Source organism: Frankia sp. CeRuru1, assembly GCF_977966315.1.
Window position 1 is genome coordinate 14,880 of sequence record NZ_CDWWEW010000010.1, and the last position, 20,060, is coordinate 34,939.

17 protein-coding genes are annotated in these 20,060 nt (G+C 70.6%); 7 read left to right on the top strand and 10 right to left on the bottom strand.

All coding sequences use genetic code 11. The annotated features are described in order from the left end of the window. Positions 1 to 135 precede the first annotated feature (135 nt). Complete coding sequence (locus tag AC08OP_RS01660) at positions 136 to 1,062, top strand: glycosyltransferase family 2 protein (RefSeq protein ID WP_476612578.1); 927 nt, start codon at positions 136 to 138, stop codon at positions 1,060 to 1,062. Between the two features lie 110 nt (positions 1,063 to 1,172). Further along, on the top strand, positions 1,173 to 2,630 hold the full coding sequence (locus tag AC08OP_RS01665) for a lipopolysaccharide biosynthesis protein (protein ID WP_476612579.1): 1,458 nt from the start codon (positions 1,173 to 1,175) through the stop codon (positions 2,628 to 2,630). 58 nt (positions 2,631 to 2,688) lie between these two features. Here the strand turns inward: AC08OP_RS01665 and AC08OP_RS01670 are convergent, their stop codons facing one another. Continuing rightward, positions 2,689 to 4,248, bottom strand: coding sequence for a carboxylesterase/lipase family protein (locus AC08OP_RS01670; protein ID WP_476612580.1), 1,560 nt, complete (start codon positions 4,246 to 4,248; stop codon positions 2,689 to 2,691). 229 nt (positions 4,249 to 4,477) lie between these two features. Then, entirely contained in the window at positions 4,478 to 5,419 is a 942-nt protein-coding gene (locus AC08OP_RS01675; RefSeq protein ID WP_476612581.1) for a glycoside hydrolase family 6 protein, read from the bottom strand. A 1,215-nt stretch (positions 5,420 to 6,634) separates the two neighbouring features. Between AC08OP_RS01675 and AC08OP_RS01680 the strand changes: the two genes are divergently transcribed. The 3 genes from AC08OP_RS01680 (at position 6,635) to AC08OP_RS01690 (ending at position 10,148) form a co-directional block, all read left to right on the top strand. Beyond that, complete coding sequence (locus AC08OP_RS01680) at positions 6,635 to 7,645, top strand: thiamine pyrophosphate-dependent enzyme (protein WP_476612582.1); 1,011 nt, start codon at positions 6,635 to 6,637, stop codon at positions 7,643 to 7,645. A 113-nt stretch (positions 7,646 to 7,758) separates the two neighbouring features. Continuing rightward, entirely contained in the window at positions 7,759 to 8,781 is a 1,023-nt protein-coding gene (locus AC08OP_RS01685) for an alpha-ketoacid dehydrogenase subunit beta (RefSeq protein ID WP_476612592.1), read from the top strand. Further along, positions 8,781 to 10,148 carry a dihydrolipoamide acetyltransferase family protein gene (locus AC08OP_RS01690; protein ID WP_476612583.1) on the top strand — a complete coding sequence of 456 codons (1,368 nt, stop codon included), beginning with the start codon at positions 8,781 to 8,783 and terminating at the stop codon, positions 10,146 to 10,148. Before AC08OP_RS01685 ends, AC08OP_RS01690 begins: the two co-directional genes overlap by 1 nt. A gap of 70 nt (positions 10,149 to 10,218) precedes the next feature. Here AC08OP_RS01690 and AC08OP_RS01695 read toward each other — a convergent pair whose 3' ends face one another. From AC08OP_RS01695 to fdxA, 5 genes are all read right to left on the bottom strand, one after another. Then, positions 10,219 to 11,832 (bottom strand): sugar transferase, encoded by a 1,614-nt coding sequence (locus AC08OP_RS01695; protein WP_476612584.1) that lies wholly within the window; start codon positions 11,830 to 11,832, stop codon positions 10,219 to 10,221. Between the two features lie 277 nt (positions 11,833 to 12,109). Next, entirely contained in the window at positions 12,110 to 13,189 is a 1,080-nt protein-coding gene (gene dapE / locus AC08OP_RS01700) for a succinyl-diaminopimelate desuccinylase (protein ID WP_476612585.1), read from the bottom strand. 90 nt (positions 13,190 to 13,279) lie between these two features. Further along, a complete protein-coding gene (locus AC08OP_RS01705; protein WP_476612586.1) occupies positions 13,280 to 14,122 on the bottom strand; it encodes a 2,3,4,5-tetrahydropyridine-2,6-dicarboxylate N-succinyltransferase in 843 nt (280 codons plus the stop codon). A 65-nt stretch (positions 14,123 to 14,187) separates the two neighbouring features. Next, complete coding sequence (gene dapC, locus AC08OP_RS01710; RefSeq protein ID WP_476612587.1) at positions 14,188 to 15,462, bottom strand: succinyldiaminopimelate transaminase; 1,275 nt, start codon at positions 15,460 to 15,462, stop codon at positions 14,188 to 14,190. Between the two features lie 59 nt (positions 15,463 to 15,521). After that, a complete protein-coding gene (fdxA, locus tag AC08OP_RS01715; protein WP_011438232.1) occupies positions 15,522 to 15,845 on the bottom strand; it encodes a ferredoxin in 324 nt (107 codons plus the stop codon). Between the two features lie 88 nt (positions 15,846 to 15,933). Between fdxA and AC08OP_RS01720 the strand changes: the two genes are divergently transcribed. Continuing rightward, a complete protein-coding gene (locus AC08OP_RS01720) occupies positions 15,934 to 16,464 on the top strand; it encodes a putative acetyltransferase (protein WP_476612593.1) in 531 nt (176 codons plus the stop codon). After that, positions 16,461 to 17,447, top strand: coding sequence for a transglutaminase family protein (locus AC08OP_RS01725; protein WP_476612588.1), 987 nt, complete (start codon positions 16,461 to 16,463; stop codon positions 17,445 to 17,447). Before AC08OP_RS01720 ends, AC08OP_RS01725 begins: the two co-directional genes overlap by 4 nt. Before the next feature lie 56 nt (positions 17,448 to 17,503). Here the strand turns inward: AC08OP_RS01725 and AC08OP_RS01730 are convergent, their stop codons facing one another. The 3 genes from AC08OP_RS01730 to AC08OP_RS01740 form a co-directional block, all read right to left on the bottom strand. Further along, positions 17,504 to 18,130 carry a flavin reductase family protein gene (locus tag AC08OP_RS01730; protein ID WP_476612589.1) on the bottom strand — a complete coding sequence of 209 codons (627 nt, stop codon included), beginning with the start codon at positions 18,128 to 18,130 and terminating at the stop codon, positions 17,504 to 17,506. Positions 18,131 to 18,319: 189 nt separating this feature from the next. Then, entirely contained in the window at positions 18,320 to 18,808 is a 489-nt protein-coding gene (locus AC08OP_RS01735) for a DUF6113 family protein (RefSeq protein WP_476612590.1), read from the bottom strand. Positions 18,809 to 18,876: 68 nt separating this feature from the next. Continuing rightward, entirely contained in the window at positions 18,877 to 19,881 is a 1,005-nt protein-coding gene (locus AC08OP_RS01740; protein WP_476612591.1) for a S1C family serine protease, read from the bottom strand. Positions 19,882 to 20,060 lie beyond the last annotated feature (179 nt).

Here is a 20,060-nt window from a genome sequence, read left to right on the forward strand (position 1 = left end):
TGACGGCCGTCCCGACCGCGAGCGCCCCGGGCCAGCAGGAAAACGCCCGGCGGTTCGCTGCCGCCCGTTCGTCTGGGCGAGCTCCGACGAGCAACATTCCGAATCTTCCGGTGTATCCACGGGGGGACCCGCATTATGCACTCTTCGGCCGATATCAGCACGAACCAGCTTCCCGACTTCGTCGACGATCCCGAAATCGCTCCGATCAAACTCTCGATCATCGTCCCCGTGTACAACGAGGAGGCCACCGTCCAGGCGATCGTCAACCGCCTGCTGACCACGCCCTTCCCATGCAACGTGGAGATCGTCGTCGTCAACGACGGTAGCTCGGACGCCACCGGCGACCTGTTGGCCGAGATGGTGGACCCTCGCTTGAGGGTCCACCATCATGGGCGTAATCGCGGCAAGGGAGCCGCGGTCCTCACCGGGGCCGAACTGGCGACCGGCACCTTCGCCCTGGTGTTTGACGCCGATCTGGAGTACGAGCCCGCCGACATCCCGCGGTTGCTCGATCCGGTTCTGACCGGCCGCTCCCAGTACGTCTACGGCACCCGTGTCTTCGGGCATTACACGGTTTACCCGTCGTTCTGGTTCGCCTGGGGCAACCGCCTCACCACCTTCGTCGCCAACTTCCTCTTCGACTCCTACATCACCGACCTGCACACCTGCCTGAAGCTCGTCCCGGTCTCCACTCTGCGGAACATGAAGCTGCGGGAGGCGGGCTTCGGGCTGGACACCGAGCTGACCGCGAACCTGCTGAAGAAGGGGATCCGTCCCTTCGAGGTCCCGGTCCGGTATCACGGCCGGTCCCACGCCGAGGGGAAGAAGATCACCTGGATGGACGGTCTGCAGTGCGTCCGGGTCCTCTGCCGGGTCCGGCTGCGTTCGGACGAACGGGGAGAACCGGGGCGCTTCGCGCGGTACCGCTGTCGCCCGGCCGTCGTGCAGGCGGACATAGGCGTGCCCTGGCAGACCATCCCCGGCCCAGCCAGGTCGGGTTCGACCGGGTCCGCGGCGGTCGACCCCGTAGGGATTCCGGTCGATGCAGCACGGAACACATAACCACCGAATCACTCGGCTCCAGTGGGAAGTTCTCCGCCCAGCACAACGAGCCGGGCGCCGACACGTGGAGGACATCGACATGACAAACCGGGTGGGTCGGGATGCCGAGCTTGGCTGACCCCTCTGCGCTGCCGGACGGCCCGATCTCCGCTCACCGGGGGACAGGGGCGGCACCGTCGCCGGACCGGCGGTCCCGGTGGGATGTCCGGCGGCGCTTCTCCTTCGCAGACAGTCGCCTGGCCCGGAACAGTCTCTACGTCGCCACGAGCACGCTGCTGGGGGCGGGGCTGGGCTACGTGTTCTGGTTCATCGTGGCCCGCACGTGCTCCACCGAGGACACCGGTCTCGGTGCCGCGATGGTGACGGCGATGACGGCGACGGCGGTCTTCGCCTCGTGTGGTATCGGCATGGGGCTGATCAGTGCGCTGTCGACCTGCACGGACGACCGGTCCTGGAGCAGAACACTCTCCGCCGGCGTCGCCGCCTCCGTCGGCGCCTGCGGCGCGGCGGCCATGCTAATGGTGGTGATCCTACCGGAGTTGTCCCCGGGATTCGCCGAGCTGCACACGGTGACCGTCGGCGGGTTGTTCATCGCCGGCGTGGTGGTGACCGGGCTCGGGAGCCTGCTCGACCTGGCGGCGGTCGGGGAGCGGCGCAGCGCCATCCAACTCGAACGGACAGTGCTGTTCAGCCTCGCCAAAGTCGCCTTTCTGTTCGTCCCGATGGTGTGGGCGCACGGGGCCACCCAGATTCTCGCCTGCTGGGTGCTCGGCACCGGGTTGTCGGTGATTCCTGCCGGGTTCCGCCTGTGTACCGGGCCGAACCACCGGTTCGTCTTCATCGCGGACGGAGTACTCCGCAAGACCCTTTCGTTGTGGAAATCGTTTGCCGGTCATCATCTGGCCACTGTCGGCGCCGTCCTCGGGGTACACGTCCTGCCGACTCTCGTAGTAACCCGGAGCGGGCCGGCCGAGGGCGCGTACTTCTACGCGACCTGGATGCTCGGCAGCCTGTTCTTCATGATCAGCCCCGCGGTCGCATCGTCGTTGTTCGCCGAGGGCGCGAACGCCCCCGCTCAGCTACATCAGGCGACCCGCCGCTCCGGCACTCTCATCGCGGCCGTCATAGCGCCGATCCTGATCGGTTACCTGTTGTTCGGGGACCGGCTGCTACGTCTGTTCGGCCCGGACTACCCCGAGCACGGGCACGGTCTACTCATCCTGCTGATACTGTCCGCGATACCGGACGCGATCACCAACCTTGCGGTGTCGGTACTACGCGCGCGCGACCGGGTGTGGCAGGCGGTCTGGTTGAACCTCGGCATGCTACTGACGGCTCTGGTCGTCTCCTGGTACCTGCTGCCGGGCATGGGAATCGCAGGGGTGGGGGTGGGATGGCTAATCAGCCAGGTGATCGGCGCCGTCATCGTCTTGGCGGCACCGTTCGCCGGGCGTCAGATCGCTCGATTCCGCAAGCGACCGGAACCCCTTCCGGTGCCGGCCGTCATATGCGCCGTCCCCGTGCAAGCCGACCGGCAGACCGTCCGGCCCGAGGAGTTTTCAGTCTGATCGCGATGAGCACCGTGAACGCAGTCCTCGATTCGAGGTTCCCGCCCGGCCCGGCCGGTCATCCGGTGAAAGATGACCAGAATCGGCAATGATGCTCGTCAGTGAAGGTGGATGCTACCAAGACGCGGCCCGGCGCCAGTGTGAGTACGCGCGACTCGCGCTGGTCGAAGGCCGGCCAGGTGGGCCCGCCGGCATCCACCTTTGGTGCACCGCCAGCCACGAAGGCCGCCCAGTACCGAATCATCTGGTCAGACAGGGCTCGCTGAGCCGGGCTGGTGACACCGAATCCGAAGACGTACCGGATCTCCGAGCCATGGTAAGCGCCGAAGGGGAATGTGGGCTGGAAGGGGAAGTTCTGCGGTGCTTCGGTGTCCGCGAACTCGTACATATAGGTCGGCACGTAACGGGAGAACAGCTCGTTGGACCGCAGCGCCCGGCAACTGAACCTCGCATCGCCGACCGCGCTCGCCAGTGCCTGACCCGGTGAGGCGTAGCGGTCCGGCGGATATTGCGCGGCGACAGCCGCGGCCAGCCGGCCGAATTGCCGGGTGAGGGCCGTCGGGTAGGCCGCCGAGGTGAGCGGGCGCTGCACGCTGTCCTGGCCCGGAACCACGAACACCCCGCCCTCGTCGTGGTTGCTGCCCTGCAAGACCGGTACCCGCGTGAACCGCCCGGCGGCCAGCGCGTCCAGCATGGACCGCGGCAACACCGGCCCGCCCACCACCGGCTGCCAGGACAGTCCCGGCACGGAACCATCTACTCCTGCATCGATGAGCCGCTGCGCGCTCGTACCGCGCAGGCAGGCGAGGATCCGTGCGTCGTCGGTACATCCCACCGCCGCCGCCAGCTGCCTTCCCTGCGCCTCACCCTCGGCCCGGGCCCGGATCCGCTGGGCGCAGCCGCTCTGCGCGATCGCTCGGGAGAACAGCCCGGCCGCGGGAGGCGAGGCCAGGTTGAGGCAGACGGAGGCGGCACCCGCGGACTGGCCCGCGGCGGTGACCCGGCCCGGGTCACCGCCGAACGCGGCGATGTTGGTGCGCACCCAGCCGAGGGCGGCCTGTTGATCGAGGAGACCGTACTGGCCGGGAACCTGCCCGGGTCGCGTTCCGTCCCCGTAGGCCAGGGCGGGATCGGCGAGGAAGCCCAGCGGCCCCAGTCGATAGTTGAGCGTCACCACCACCGTTGCAGTCCGGCTGGCGAACGCGCTTCCGTCGAACTCGCGGCCCGATCCGGTGGCGAACGAACCGCCATGGATCCACACCAGGACCGGAGCACCCTGCGCCCTGACGCCGACCGGTGTGAAGACATTCAAGGACAGGCAGTCCTCATCCGTGTCGGGCGCGTCCGGCTGTGGGCATGCCTTGCCCCGTTTCGTCGCCGACAACGGCTGTGTCCACGCCCTGGGTGGGACCGGGGGGCGCCATCGGAGAGAACCGACCGGAGCGGCTGCGTACGGGATGTCCCAGAACTCACGATGGTCGGGGAAGGTGAGCCCGCGCACCGGTCCCAGGCCCGTGGCGACGACCGCCGCGGAGGTGTCGGGAGGTGCCTGCGCCCCGGGAGAGGAGGTGGACGACCCGCCGCATCCGGCGAGCACCGCGCCTAGCACGGCGAGCACCCCGAGGAGGCCGGGCAGCCTCCCGATGCCCCGCGATGGTGGGGAACCATGTGGGCCGCGCGGTCCGTAGGAACTGGTCCGATCGGGAAAGTCTGGCCGCCTCACGGGTCCGGTACGACCATCTCTGACGACACGTCCTACCGTGCGCAGGTGGAACCATCGGCAATGAGACCACATCCTAAGACCAACTCCCCCGAGGCCACGACCGCAGCGGATCATCCGCCATGGATCATCCGATTGTGTTCTGCACCAGCTTGACTGCGTAGTCCAACCACCACACCCCCGAGGGAGGGCCACCGTTACAAGGCCCGTCCGACTGGCCCGGCGTCTTGATCCAGAGCAGGGCGTCCCCGTGCGGGCTACCGGTCGCGGTGGTCGGTGTAGCGCCCAGAGCGCGGCCAGGCGGGTTGCACCACTGCCGGTCCTCGGTCGGTCCCAGCCCATTGCGACTCGTGTCAATGACGAAGTGGGCGGTACCGCCGAGCAGCGCCGACACCCGCTCGCCGTAGGCCGACTCCTTCTCGGTCGTGCCAAAGCCCGACACGTTCAGCGAGAACCCGCGAGCCTTGTCCACCCCGACCAGCCGCAGGCGGCGCGCGATCTCTGTGGGCTGGTGCCATTCGGCGTGGCCCGCGTCGATGTAGACGGAGATGCCGCTGCCGGACAGCGTGGTGACGGCGTAGCGGAGCAGGGCGTAACGCTCCTGCTCCGCCTGGTCGGACAGGCAGTCAGCCCAGGCGAGCGCGTCCGGTTCCAGGATCACCGACGCCGGGCCGCCGGCCACCCCCGCGGCGAGCTCGCGCACCCAGGCCCGATAGTCGGCTGGGCTGGACCGGCCGCCGGCAGTGTAGCTGCCACAGTCACGCCCGGGGATGTTGTAGACAACCAGCAACGGGTGGGCGCCGAGCGCGCGCACGGGCGCGAGCCGGGTGGCCACCTGGGTACGGGTCTGACTGGTCGGGACGTCGTCCCCGAACCACATCGCCTGCGGCGTGCGGGCCAGCCGGTTAATGAGCGCCGCCTTCGCCGAATCGGTCGGCCGCAGCTTCCGTTCGGCGCGCGCCGCCAGGCCGTTGGGGTCGGCGTAGAGCGTGGCCCCGCTGAACGGATTGCCGGTCCGTGGCCGCGAGCCGTCCGGCTGTCGCGGAGTCGCCGCATGGTTGACCGGCACTGAAGTCGTGGCCGTGGGGGACGGGGTAGTCAACGGCAAGCGAGCGGCCGTCGACGACGGAGCGGTCACGGGCACCGGCGGTCCGGAAGTGGACGCGGACGACGACCGAGCGACCGCGGGATCGATGGGCACCGCGGTACCGCGGGCCGGGGATGACGGGGCCAGAGGTGACATCCCAGACGCGGCCGGAGCACCGGCGGCCCCATCCGACGACCCTCCTGGAAACGGCGTGCAGCCGGTGACGAGAAATGCGCCGACAGCGAGTATCGTCAACAACGGAACAAGAATGTGACGATGGACACCAAACAACATCGTCCGAGTTGGCGGAGCGGACAACCCACGACCTCCAGGCAGTCGGCGTCGCACAAGACGACGCACGGTGATTCCCCTCCTCCAAGTCCCAGTGTAATGCCCCCCGGGCCAACTCATCAATGCGGGTCGGGCGGGGACCACGCGGCTGGGCCGAACCACTATAAACGCCATTCCGGCACCGCGACCGCCCCGCCGGGACAACCACCGGCGGGTGGAGACGTCGGCCGAAAGATCCACCTGATTTTCCGGACGGCGATCGGCGAAGCGTTTCCCAACCGACCCGCAAACCAAACGGCCGCCGGGTGACTTCCCCTGTGCTACCCTCATTGAGACTGCCAGCGGGTCGGAGCGAGCCGGACAGCGCTTCCCACGGGGGGATGCCTCTATCAATCGAATACCGCGCCGGCAGACGGGTGGCAACGTGGCCCCCTCATCGCGATCATGGTTGTCACAGTGGACGGCGTGCCAGCCATCTTTTCCCATCTCATGGGCCGGGACCGCTGTTTTTCCTCTCTTCCCGTGATCCGTATGTCAGCGGAACGTGCCGTCCAACCGGGCCGGAGAACGAAAAGATGCCAAGTCCCAGCTCCCGGCTGGTCGGGAACCGTTTGTCAGCAAGTGCTGTTGCGAGGGGACAACGACAGTGGGACCGATGACAAGGCCGTTCCCGATGATCGCCGACCGCTCTTTTCTCTGGACCGACCCAGCCGCTCCACGCGGTCAGGTACCGCCGCGAGGGCCGGACCGGCGCGATCGCCTCGCCGCGGTCCCCCCGGCGGTCGCCTGATGACGCAGGCCACGCCCGACCACCACGCTATGGTGGCCGGGTACCTTCCGAGCCCATTTCCCATACGGTTTCTTGGCGAGTCGGGCGATGCTGTTGACGAGCACGGGGATTACCCGATGCCGGCGGGCGAGACCCTGCTGACCGCCTACCGGGCGATGGTGCTCGGCCGCCGGTTCGACCGGCAGGCCTGCGTCCTCGCGGCCCAGGGCCGCATCGCGGCCTTCCCGTCATCGGAAGGGCAGGATGCGTGCCAGGTCGGCGCCGCCCTGGTGCTGGAGCCCACGGACTGGCTGTTCCCCACTTACCGTGACAGCACCGCGTTGCTCACTCGGGGAGTGGACCCGCTCGACGTGCTCGCCCCGGTTCGGGGTCACCGCCACTGCGGGTACGATCCCTACGCGCACCGGTGCGGGCCGATGACCACGCCGCTGGCCACCCAGGCGTTGCACGCGACCGGTCTCGCCGCTGCGGCCCGCCGGCTCGGCGAGCGGACCATCGTCCTCGTCCTCGTCGGCGACGGCGCGACCAGCGAGGGCGACTTCCACGAGGCGCTGAACTTCGCCGCCGTCTTCTCCGCGCCGGTGGTCTTCCTGATCCAGAACAACCGCTACGCCATCAGCGTGCCGTTGTCCCGCCAGAGCGCCGCTCCGGCGCTGGCGTACAAGGGCGTCGGCTACGGCATCCGCAGCGAACAGGTCGACGGCAACGACGTCGCCGCCGTCCTCGCCGTGCTCACGGCGGCGGTCGCGCATGCCCGCTCGGGTCAGGGACCGATGCTGGTGGAGGCGCATACCTACCGCCTGGCTCCGCACACCACCGCCGACGATCCGACCCGCTACCGCGACGACGAGGAGACCGCGCTGTGGCGGCGGCAGGACCCGATCCCGCGCCTGGCCGCCCACCTGCGGCGCGTCGGGGTCCTCGACGCCGACGCCGACGCGCGGCTGACCATCGAGGCGGAAGCCTTGGCGGAAGCGGTCCGCACGGGCGTGGGCGGAACTCCCACCACGGCCCCGGCCAATCTGTTCGCCCACGTCTACGCGACGCCGCCGGCCTCATTCGTCGAACAGCGCGCGCTGGTCGGCCTCGACTCGGCCGCCGCCCCCACCGGAGGTGCCGCGTCATGACGGTGCACCAGACCGCGAACGGCATGATCCTCAACAGCGCGGCCGGTACCGGCGCCGTGCCGAAGGGCGTGGCAGCCGCGCCGGCAGGGATTCCACGTCCGACCGGAACGACCATGGCGCAGGCACTCAACCGGGCACTGCGGGACGCGCTGGCGGCGGACGAACGGGTGCTGGTACTCGGTGAGGACGTCGGGCGGCTCGGCGGGGTCTTCCGGATCACCGACGGTCTCGCGGACGCCTTCGGTGCCGACCGTTGCGTCGACACCCCACTCGCCGAGGCGGGAATCGTCGGGTTTGCCGTCGGGATGGCGATGTATGGATTCCGACCCGTCGTGGAACTCCAGTTCGACGCCTTCGCCTACCCCGCGTTCGAGCAGATCGTCAGCCACGTGGCCAAGATGGGTAGCCGCACCGGTGGACGGGTGCGGCTACCCATGGTGATCCGGATCCCCTATGGCGGAGGCATCGGCGCGGTGGAGCACCATGCCGACTCCAGCGAGGCCTACTATGCGCACACCGCCGGCCTCAAGGTCGTCACACCGGCCACCGTCGCCGACGCGTACTCGTTGCTGCGGGCAGCCATCGACGATCCAGACCCGGTGATCTTCCTGGAGCCGAAGAAACTCTACTGGGGCCGGGACCAGGTCAGCCTGCCCGTCCGCACCGAACCCCTGGGCCGGGCCGCCGTCCGCCGACCCGGAACCGACATCACCCTGATCGTCTACGGGCCGACCGTTCCCCTGGCCCTGGAGGCGGCGGCGGTGGCCTCCGGTCACGGCTGGGACGTCGAGGTCATCGACCTGCGGTCCATCGTGCCGTTCGATGACGAGACCGTGATGACGAGCGTGCGACGTACCGGCCGCTGCGTGGTGGTGCATGAGGCCCAGGGCTTCGCCGGCGTCGGCGCCGAGATCGCAGCGCGGGTGCAGGAACGCTGTTTCCACTCGTTGGAGGCTCCAGTTCTGCGGGTAACCGGCCTCGACATCCCGTACCCGCCGCCGAAGCTGGAGCGATACCACCTGCCGAGCGTCGGCCGGCTCCTCGACGCCTTCGACCGGTTGCAGTGGGATGATCAGCCGGATCCGCGATGGATCGGCGGTCCGGTGCCCGAGTCGAGACGAGGGACGATGATCTGATGAACCACCAGGAGACGCTGGCCGCCGACGGACTGGTCGTCTTCGACCTCCCGGACCTCGGCGAGGGCCTGACCGAGGCGACGGTGGTCCGATGGCTGGCCGAGGTCGGGGACTTGGTGGCCATCGACCAACCGATCGTCGAGGTGGAATCGGCCAAGGCGTGCATCGAGATCCCGTGCCCCTACCCGGGAGAGATCCGGATCCACCACGGCGCAGCCGGCGATGTCCTGAATGTCGGCTCGCCCCTGGTGACCGTTCGATCTCCCGCCGCGCCGACCCCCGATGCGCCGGTGGTCAGGGTGCCCCGCCTTGACGCGTCGTCGCAACCGACGCCACCGGCCGGGGATGCGGGCGCGCCGCCCCCCCTCATCGGATTTGGCGCCACCGCGGACGATCCGGACGCGCTGGGGACGACGACCGGGGAGACGGGTGTCCGCGGGGTGGGTTCCCGTGAAGTGATCCGCACCATCTCGCCCGTTGTCCGGCGCCTCGCGCGTAGCGCCCGCCTCGATCTCGACATGGTGCAGGCCACCGGGCCCGGCGGGGTGGTGCGGCGAGCCGACGTCGAGCAGGCCCTGCGGGACCGGGAGTCCAACCCGGCCCTGCCCATGGGTACGGCGGTGCCCATGGATGCGGCGGTGCCGGCGCCGCGGGTAGGCACTCCGGACGGGGACGGCGTCATGCGTATTTCTCTGCGGGGACGTCGGCGGCTGATCGCAGATCGGATGGCGCGTAGCCGGCAGGAGATTCCCGAGGCGACGACCTGGCGTGACGTGGACGCGACGAATCTGCTCGTGGCACGGAAGACCATCAATGCGGCGGCTTCCGATCGGCCTGTGAGCGTGCTGGGTCTGATCGGCCGCTTCTGCATCGCCGGTCTGCAGCGCTACCCGGTGCTCAACGCCCGGCTCGACGCGGACCGCGGTGAGATCGTCCAGTTCCCGTGGGTCCACCTGGGCTTCGCCATCGCGGGCGACGACGATCTGACGGTCGCCGTCGCCCGCGATGCGCAGAACATGACGGCCACGCGGCTCACCGCTGAACTGCGCCGGCTCACTGACCGCGCCCGGGAGCGCCGTCTGACGGTGCCGGAGCTGACCGGCGGGACCTTCACCGTCAACAACCACGGCGCGCTGGGCACCGACGGAGCCGCCCCGATCATCAACCATCCGGAGGTCGCCCAGCTCGCGGTAGGGCGGATCGCTGATCGGCCCTGGGTCGTCGACGGTGAGGTGCGCCCACGCAAGGTCGCCCAGCTCGCCCTCACCTTCGACCATCGGGTCTGCGATGGCGCGCCGGTCGCGGGGTTCCTCGGTTTCGTCGCCCGGTGCGTCGAGCAGCCGCTGACCATACTCGGCGAACTTTGATGCCTCCCGCCAGAGCCGGGACGAACGGCCGTGGCGGGGCAGGCGCCCTGCCACCGCTCACACATCCCGCTTAGTACGCACCCTCGCGGCGCAGGACCGCGAACACGGTACGCCAGAGGATGTAGAAGTCGAGGGGCAGCGACCAGTTCTGCACGTACCGCAGATCCAAGCGCACCGACTCGTCCCATTCGAGGTCCGACCGGCCGCTGATCTGCCACAGGCCGGTCAGCCCCGGCTTCACCATCAGCCGGCGGTGCACGTCGTCCTCGTAGCGGGCGACCTCCGACGGCAGCGGCGGGCGCGGCCCCACCAGCGACATCGTGCCGCCCAGCACGTTGAGCAGCTGCGGCAGCTCGTCGAGCGACCACTTGCGCAGGAACTTCCCGACCTTGGTGATCCGCGGGTCGTCACGCATCTTGAACAGCAGCCCCTCGGCCCGTTCGTTGCGGGACTCCAGCTCCGCCTTGCGCGCCTCCGCGTCGACGTACATCGACCGGAACTTGTACATGGTGAAGTGCTCGCCACCCTGGCCGACCCGGGTCTGCTTGAAGATGGCCGGCCCCCGACTGGTCAGGCGCACCGCCAGCGCCAGGGCCAGGAACAACGGCGCGCACAGCAGGAGAACCCCCGCGGCCACACTGCGGTCGAACAGGCCCTTCATGGCCCGCCGCGCGCCGGTGAGTTCCGGCTCCTCGATGTGCAGCAGCGGCAGCCCGGCCACCGGACGGATCGAGATCCGCGGCCCGGTCACGTCGGTCAGCGCCGAGGAGACCAGCACGTCGACGTCGCTGCCCTCCAGCGTCCACAGCACCCGGCGCAGCGTCTCGCCGTCCATCTGCGGACTGATCGCGACCGTGGTCGCCGCGGTTGCCCGGATGGCGGTGTGCAGGCTCTCCGACGTCCCGACGATCGGCACCCCCAACAGGTCGAACCCCCCGCGTTCCGGGGAGTCGTGGCTGTGCCGGCCGGGCGAGCGGTCGAGCACGACACCGACGACCGACCAGCCCGACGTCGGATCCCGCTGGGCCAGCCGGACCAACGCCGCCGCGGAGTCCCCCGCCCCGACCACCAGCACCCGGTGCAGGCAGCGGCCCGCCCGGCGCATCCGGTGCAGGTAGCCGCGCGCGGCGGCGCGGCCAGCCACGGTCAGCAGCAGCGCCGCCGGGAAGGCGATCAGCACGTAGGCACGCGCGAGCTCGGCCTTGGTCGCATAGGACAGGACGGCCACCACCGCGGTGAGCTGCGCGGCGGCGTTGAGGACCCGGCGGAACTCCTCCGAGCCACTGCCGAGGAACCGGCTCTCGTACGCCCGGCTCAGGTACATCGACAACACCCATGCGACGGGCAGCAGGATCGACATGGCGACATACGGCGTCGCGGAGACCGGCTTCAGGTCGAACTCGACCAGTCCGCCGAACCGGACCAGGTAGGCCACTCCCGCCGCGACCACGCAGGCGGCCGCGTCGGAGCCCACGAGCAGCCAGCCGTACGGCCGTTCCCAGCGAACCTTCGCCCGGTAGCCGACGGCACCGTCGGACGCTCGGTCCGCGCCGGGGTCCGCGCCCACCTCGTAGCGGTCGTACCAGGCGGGCCCATCGGCCCCGTCGAGCGGTTTCGGGATGGCATCCGTGCCCGGCCCCGCGGCCAACCCCACCTGTGCATGGCTGAAGACAGTGCCCGTCACCTGGCAGACCCCCCACGGCCGCAACATCTTCGGACCGACGACGGGGAGAACACTGGTTGGCGCCGACAACACGTGTCACCTGTGTATCGACGCGCCCCGGCCTGGTGCCGAGCCCCCGAACCCGCCGCACCACCGACCATCCGGACCCCCCATCCGACCGGCACTGCACGTACGCGAGTAACTCTAACGTGCCGAGATGGGAGGATCCACGGCGTCAACCCCCGACGACTCATACACGTAACAAAAATCGCAACTAGGTGGTCCAGTGACACCACGGTCAAGCAACACCGGACAGGTACGCCCGTAGCAGCCGCTCGGCCTCGTCGATCGCGGCGAGCTCGACGTACTCATCCCGGGTATGGGCCAGGTTGGGATCGCCCGGCCCGTAGTTGAGCGCCGGGATTCCGAGCTCGGCGAAGCGCGCCACGTCCGTCCAGCCGTACTTCGCCACCGGCACTCGACCGGTGGCGGCGACGAACGCCGCCGCGGGCGGGGCGGCGAGCCCGGGCAGCGCCCCGCCAGCGAGATCGGTGACCTCGACGTCGTAGCCCCCCAACACCTCGCGGACATGCGCCACCGCCTCGTCGGGGCCGCGGTCCGGGGCGAACCGGAAGTTTACCGTGACCTGGCACCGGTCGGGGATCACGTTGCCCGCTACCCCACCGTCGATCCGCACCGCGCAGAGCCCCTCGCGGTAAGTGCAGCCGTCCAGCGTCACCGTCCGCGCCCGGTAGCCGGCGAGGCGGCGGAGCAGATCGCCGGCCTTGTGGATGGCGTTGTCCCCGAGCCACGACCGGGCCGAGTGCGCCCGGATGCCGGGGAGCGTCACGACCACCCGCAGGGTGCCCTGGCAACCCGCCTCGATCTCGCCGGAGGTCGGTTCCATCAGGATGGCCAGATCCGCCGCCAGCCAGTCCCGGTGCCGGGCGGCGAGCCGGCGCAGCCCGTTGCGGGCCACCTCGACCTCCTCGTGGTCATAGCAGACCCAGGTGACGTCGTGACTCATCGCGCCGGGCGTGGCGACCGGGAGCGTGCCCGCGAGCCGCAGCGCGACCGCGACCCCTGCCTTCATGTCCGAGGTCCCGCAGCCGTAGAGCCGCCCGCCCACCACACGCGAGGGCAGGTTGCCCGCCAGCGGAACGGTGTCCAGATGGCCGGCGAGCAGGATCCGGCCGGGCAGCCCCAGCTCGGTCCTGGCCACCACGGCGTCACCGTCCCGGTCGACCCGCAGCCCGTCCACCGCGGTGAGCGCCTTCTCCACCGCATCCGCGAGGGCGGCCTCGTCCCCACTTACCGAGGGCACGTCGACCAGCGCCCGGGTCAGCTCGCCGACGGGCGCCGTGAGGTCGAGGCTCATGCCGTCACCCTACGGCCACCGGGCCAGCGGATCGTTAACCGGCGACAGGACGCCAGCCAGCAATAAGATCGCTAACCGGTGACAGGATCGTTAGCCGGCGACGCCGTGCTCCCGCAGGATGTCGTTCAGCGCCAACTTGTCGTGGATCTCGCCCTCGGCGAGCGTCCGCAGCACCAGGATGCAGGGCATCGCGAACTCCCCGCCCGGGAACGACTTCACCCGGTTGGAACCGACCGCGACCGCCCGCTCCGGGATCTCCCCGCGCGGGTATTCCGCGCCGGTCGTGGCGTCGAAGACATGGGTGGAGGCGGTCAGGATCGCCCCGGCGCCGAGCTTGGCCCCGCGGCGCACCCGCGCGCCGTCCACCACCATGCAGCGACTGCCGACGAAGGCGTCGTCCTCGACGACGACGGGGACCGCGTTCGGCGGCTCCAGAACCCCGCCGAGCCCGGCCCCACCGGACAGGTGCACGTTGCGGCCGACCTGGGCGCAGGACCCGACCGTGGCCCAGGTGTCGACGAGGGTGCCGGCACCGACGTAGCCGCCGATGTTGGTGTAGCTCGGCATGAGGACGGCCCCGGGCTCGACGTGCGCGCCCCAGCGCACGATCGCGCCCGGTACCACCCGCACGCCATCGAATCGGGTCTTGAGCGGCACCCGGTCATGGAAGCGGAAGTCACCCGCGGACGACTCGACCATGGCGAGAACCTTGAAGGACAGCAGGATCGCCCGCTTGGCCCGCTCGTCAACGGCGACCGAGCCGCCCGCGGTGACCGTGGCGACCCGGGCCACGCCCGCATCGATGGCGTCGACGGCGGCCACCACGATCTTGCGGGCGTCGGCGTCGCCAGTGTTCAGCTCCGCCCGCCGTTCCCACAGTTCGTCGACGGCGGGATCGATCGGAGAGTCGAGGGATGTGTTCGAGGCGCTCACAAGCCCGACCCTACGAGGTGGCCCCGGCCTCGCGAGGTAGCGGGGCCACGGATCCGGGCCGGGTGCTAACGGATGTCCGGCTCGGCGCCCCCATAGCTACCCTGAGCGATCGGCTGACCGTAGTCGGGCCGAGCGCCGTAGCCAGGCCGAGCGCCGTGGCCGGGCCGAGCGCCGTAGTCGGGCCGAGCGCCGTGGCCGGGCCGAGCGCCGTAGTCGGGCCGAGCGCCGTAGTCGGGCCGAGCGCCGTAGTCGGGCTGCCCCGTGGCGGCGACCGGCGACAGCATCGTCATCCGCTCGGGAACGGTCGCCACCTGCGAGTCCGCAGCGGTCAGGGCGATCCGGACGTGATACCGGCCAGCCTCCCCGTAAAACGTCCCGGGCGCGACGAGTATCCCGACCTCGGCCAGCGCGTCCACCGTGGCCCAGGCGTCCTCACCCCGGGTTGCCCACAGGTAGAGGCCGGCCTCGCTGTGATCGATGGTGAATCCCGCGACCGCGAGTGCCGCCGCGAGGACGGCCCGCCGGTTGGCGTAGCGCGCCCGCTGATCCGCCACATGCATGTCGTCGGCGTACGCGGCCGCCATGGCGGCCTGCACGGGCGTCGGCATCATGAAGCCGGCGTGCTTGCGGACCGCGAGGAGGCCCTCGACCAGGGCAGAGTCACCGGTGACGAAGCCGGCCCGGTAGCCCGCGAGGTTGGACCGCTTCGACAGCGAATGCACCGCCAGCAGTCCCTCGTGGGAGCCGCCGCACACGTCGGGGTGCAGCACCGAGACGGGCCGGCTCTCCCAGCCCAGCTCGATGTAGCACTCGTCGCTGGCGACGATCACACCGCGCTCCCGCGCCCAGGTGACCACGGCGCGCATCTCGTCGACCGTGAGCACCCGCCCGGTCGGGTTCCCCGGCGAGTTCAACCAGATCAGGGTCACCCCGTCGGCCGGGCCCACCACCGGTTCGCAGCGGGCGAGCAGCGCGCCGACCTCGTAGGTCGGATAGGCCGGAGTCGGCACCCACACCCGGTCACCAGGTTCGAGCCCGAGCTGACCGGGGAGCTGAGCCACCAGTTCCTTCGTCCCGAGCACGGGCAGCACCGCGCCCGGGTCGACGAGCACGCCGAGCCGGCGGGCCAGCCAGCCGGCCGCCGCCTCGCGCAGCTCCGGGGTACCCGCGGTCAGCGGGTACCCCGGAGCGTCAGCGGAGCCGGCCAGCGCCTGCTGCACGACGGCCGGCGCGGCGTCAACCGGAGTACCCACCGAGAGGTCGACCAACCCGTAGGGATGCAGCCGGGCCTTCTCCTTGAAGGAGACCAGCTGGTCCCACGGGAAGTCGGGCAGCCGCACCCGGGACCGGGCCGGTGACCGCGGGACTCCGGAGATGTTGCCGGGTCTCCCAGGGCCGCTCAGGACTCGCCCTGAGGAGCCAGCGCGGCGACCGTCGGCGGGTCGAAGTCCAAGGCGCCGACCTTCGATGCGCCGCCAGGCGACCCTAGCTCCTCAAAGAAGTTCGCGTTGGTGTCGGTGTACCCCTTCCACTGATCGGGAACGTCGTCCTCGTAGTAGATGGCCTCCACCGGGCAGACCGGCTCACAGGCACCACAGTCGACGCACTCGTCAGGCTGGATGTAGAGCATCCGTCCGCCTTCGTAGATGCAGTCGACCGGGCACTCCTCGATGCAGGCCCTGTCCTTGACATCGACGCAGGGCTCTGCGATGACGTAGGTCACCGGTTTTTCCTCCTCGGGCTCACGGGCGACTGAGTCCTTAGTATCGACCTGGACAGTTCCGTGTCGACAACAAGGGCGTGCGCTGGTGGTGTATGTCGTCCGCATCACTCCGGCCGATGTCGGCGCGCGAGTTATGCTCCGCCACCGCATCCCCGGACCGGTATCCCTCAGTGATGTTCTCGGAACGTTGCGGTCATGGTCATCGGGTGTGCTCACGGTTGTCACTGCCGAGGGCACACCCGTCCAGGTTACCGAGGATGCCGTCGTAGCGGCACGCGTCATCCCACCCCGCCCACCGACACGACGTACGCGGAATGTCCCGGGTGCGACAGCTATCACGGAGATTGTCCCGAATACGACTACCCTGAATACGACTACCCCGAAGGCGACTATCGCGGAGGCGACTGTCCTGGGGACGACCGTCCCGGACCCGTCCGATCCGGACACGCCCGATCCAGAGGCGCCCGATTCGAAGGTGCCCGGCCTGAAGGCGGCTGCCCCACCAGGAGCGGCTGCCCCACCAGGAGCGGCTGCCCCACCAGGAGCGGCTGCCCCACCAGGAGCGGCTGCCCCGGAGGCGGCTGCCCCCGGCGTGAACGCTCCGAGCGAGCTCTCGTGAGCACCCGCAGCCGCGGCAGGTTCGCCGAGGTCGTGCGCCGCGAGCCGATCGACCTGGCGGTCGCCTGCCATCTGCTCACCGCCGAGGTCGACCCGGCAGCCGACACCCCCGACGCCACCGCCACCCTGAATGCCCTCGACACACTCGCCGCGCAGGCCCGTCCACTGCTCGCCGCGCGGACGACCTCGAGCCGACGGTCCCGGTTCCCCCGGGCCGACCACGGTACGCCGATGGCACGCCAGACCGGCGCACCGGGGCAGGCACCACCCGGGCAGGCACAGCCGGGATCCGGATCCGAGGCGGCGGGGCGCTTGGAGGGAGTCGGCCCGGGAGCGGGGGATTTCGACCCGAGGATCGCCGCCGAGACGCTGCACGAGTCCCTGGGGCTCGCCGCCGGCTTCGCCGGGGCCGAGGACGACTACACCGACCTCCGCTCCTCGCTGCTCCCCGATGTGCTGCGCCGGCGGCGCGGCCTGCCGATCCTGCTCTCCGTCGTCTGGCTCGAGGTGGCCGCCCGGCTCGGGGTCCCCGCCTATCCCGTCGGGCTTCCGGGGCACGTCGTGGTCGCGGTGGGTTCCCCCCAGGACCACGTGCTCGTCGATCCGTTCGCCGCCGGCCGGCTACTGACGGTGCACGACGCCGCAGAAAAGGTACGCGCAGCCGGGTTCGCCTTCACCCGTGCCCACCTCGCCCCGATGAGCGCGCAGGATGTGCTCACCCGGATCCTCGGCAACATCCGGGTCCTCGGGGCGCGCTCGGACGCGCCGCACATGCGGCTGTGGGCCGTCGAGCTGTCCCTGCTGCTCCCCCACCACCCGGCGAGCCTGCGCCGGGAGCGCGGCGAGCTCCGCGTCCGGTTGGGCGACTTTCTCGGCGGGGCCACCGATCTGGCCGCGTTCGCCAACACGGTGGCCGCGGTCGAGCCGGCCGCCGCGGCGGCCGCCCGCCAAGCCGCCGCCGCGGCCCGCGCCCGGCTCAACTAGCCCCGGAGACCGCCCGCTCGCCTCGGGAATCGCCCGTTAGCTTCGGGAAGCGCCCGTTAGCTTCGGGAAGCGCCTGTTTCCCTCCGCGCCTCTGTTCCTCCCGTATCCGCACCCACCGGGTCGAGGTAGCGCCCGTCGTAGAAGACGAGCGGTCCGACATCGTCCCGCGGCTGGGCGAACGAGACGACCTCACCGAGGACGAGGGTGTGATCCCCCCCGGGATGGGTCGTGACTGTCCGGCACTCGAAGACCGACAGCGCGCCGTCGAACAGGACCACTCCGGTCTCTGGCCCGATCGAGTGCTCCCATCCCGCGAACATGTCGCCGGGCTGGTCATACGCGCGTTTCGCAAAGTAGCGCGACGTCTCGGCCATGTCCTCGGCAAGCACCGAGACTCCCCACACCCCCGAGGCCATGAGCGGACCGTGGAAGCGGGCGTCCCGGCGGATGCTGGCGAGCACCAGCAGCGGGTCGAGGGAGACCGAGACGAACGAGTTCGCCGTCATGCCGAGATGGCGACCGTCGGCGACGGTCGTGAGGACCGTCACTCCGGTAGCGAACCTGCCGACCGCCCTGCGGAAGTCCGCCGTCCGCAGCGTCGGCCGGTCGGCCTGGGAGGCCTGGGAGGCCTGGGAGGCGGGCGCGCCGGCCCAGTTCTCTCCACGGTGCGCGGGGCTGCCCACCCGGCCACGCTACCCGCTCCGCTCACCACGTGGGCTCACCACGTGGGCGACAGTCCCCAAGGGCCGGTGACATCTCCCACATCACAAGAGCCGGTGACATCTCCCAGGGCGAGACGGACGACCGGACGACCGGACGACCGGACGACCGGGTGGCCGAGTGGCCGAGTGGCCGAGTGGCCGGACCGGTGCTCAGTGACCGGGAGGAAGCACCGTGAGCCCCCGCCGTGCCCCGGCGAGGACGATGACCGCGATCGGGCTCAGTGCCCCGAGCAACAGGAACGCGTACCCGGATCCGCTCGCCCGCAACAACAGGTCCCCCTCGGGGCGGGAACTGGCGACCAGCAGCACGACGACGGCCCAGCCGATGAGCACGGTCGTGGGTCCCAGCCGGGTGCCCGTCAGCCACCGCACCAGCAGCGCGGCACCCCCGTTGCCCACCAGCGCGACCAGTACGCCGAGCGACAGCAGCATCCCCCCCGGCCGCGGACCGGCGGGAACGAGGAAGACGCCGTAGAGACCCAGCCCGACCCCCAGAAATACCCCCAGTGTGTAGGAGGCGGTCAGAAAGGCCCTGCCGGGTTGCGGGTCCGGGGACGGTTGCAACGACGGCCGCGCCGGCTGTCGGGACAACCGGGTTGAGGGCGGCGTCCGGCGGGGATCGGCGCTGGGACGGGGCATTCTCCGACAGTAGGACATCGTCCGCCGGGTCCGCCGGGTCCGCCCGGTCCGCCGGGCCCGCCCGGTCCTCAGGCCGTCACCAGCTCGGCGGGTACGACGATCACGTCCACCAACGCGCCCCGCCGCCACACCGTGAGTTCCACTGGCCGGCCGATCGTGCCCTCGGTCAGCAGCCGCTGGAGATCACCCGGGGTGACGACGGGCGTCCCGGCCACCGACAGGACGAGATCCCCGGTGAACAGCCCGGCGATCCCGGCCGGGCTACCGACAACCACCTCGGCCAGCCAGACACCGTGGCGCTGCCCGATCCGCTCGGCCACGGCGGGCGGCAGCGGAACACCCGCCCCCGCGACCCCCAGGTACGCCCGGCGGACCCGGCCGTCGCGCATCAACGCGGCGAGGATCTTCCTCGTCGTGTCGTTCACCGGGACGGCCAGCCCCAGGCCGACACCGGCGACGGCGGTGTTCACCCCCACCACCCGGGCGTTGGCCGTGACCAGCGCCCCGCCGGAGTTACCCGGGTTGAGGGCCGCGTCGGTCTGGATCACCTCGTCGACCACCCGCACGGCCGAGCCCGAACGGGTCGGCAACGACCGGCCGAGGGCGCTGACGACCCCGGCGGTCACGCTGCCGGTGAGCCCCAGCGGGTTGCCGACAGCCACGACGAGCTGGCCGACCCGCAGACCCGCGGCGTCCCCGAGGACGGCAGCCGGCGGGGTCGTGCCCCGGGCCCGCAGCACGGCCAGGTCCGAGAGCGGATCGGCACCCACCAGGTCGACCTCGCGCTCGGTGCCGTCCGCGAACTGCGCCAGCCCGACCGACGCTCCGGAGGTGGCCCGATGCCCCTCGACGACGTGCGCGGAGGTCAGCAGGAACCCGTCGTCGGTGAACACCACCCCGGAACCGGCCCCCGCGCCGCGCCGGGTACGCACCCGTAGGCTCGCCACCGACGGGGTCAGCGCCGCGGCCACCCGGGTCACGACCGCGGAATAGGCGTCCAGCGGCTCGACCGGCGGGGAACCGCCGGGCCGCGCCGGGTCGGGTCCGTCTCCCCTGGCACGTCTGGTCCGCATCCGACCTCCTCGGCCGACGCCACACTTACATTGATTACAGCGTTACGAACACGGGGCCGTCCAGAACATTCCCACCGAGGTGCCTGTGCCACCGCGGCCGGCGGGCGGGCGAGCGGGCCAGGTCGTCAGCGGGCCAGGTCGTTGGAGTCGATCAGGGCTCACACACGAGACCGGCGAAC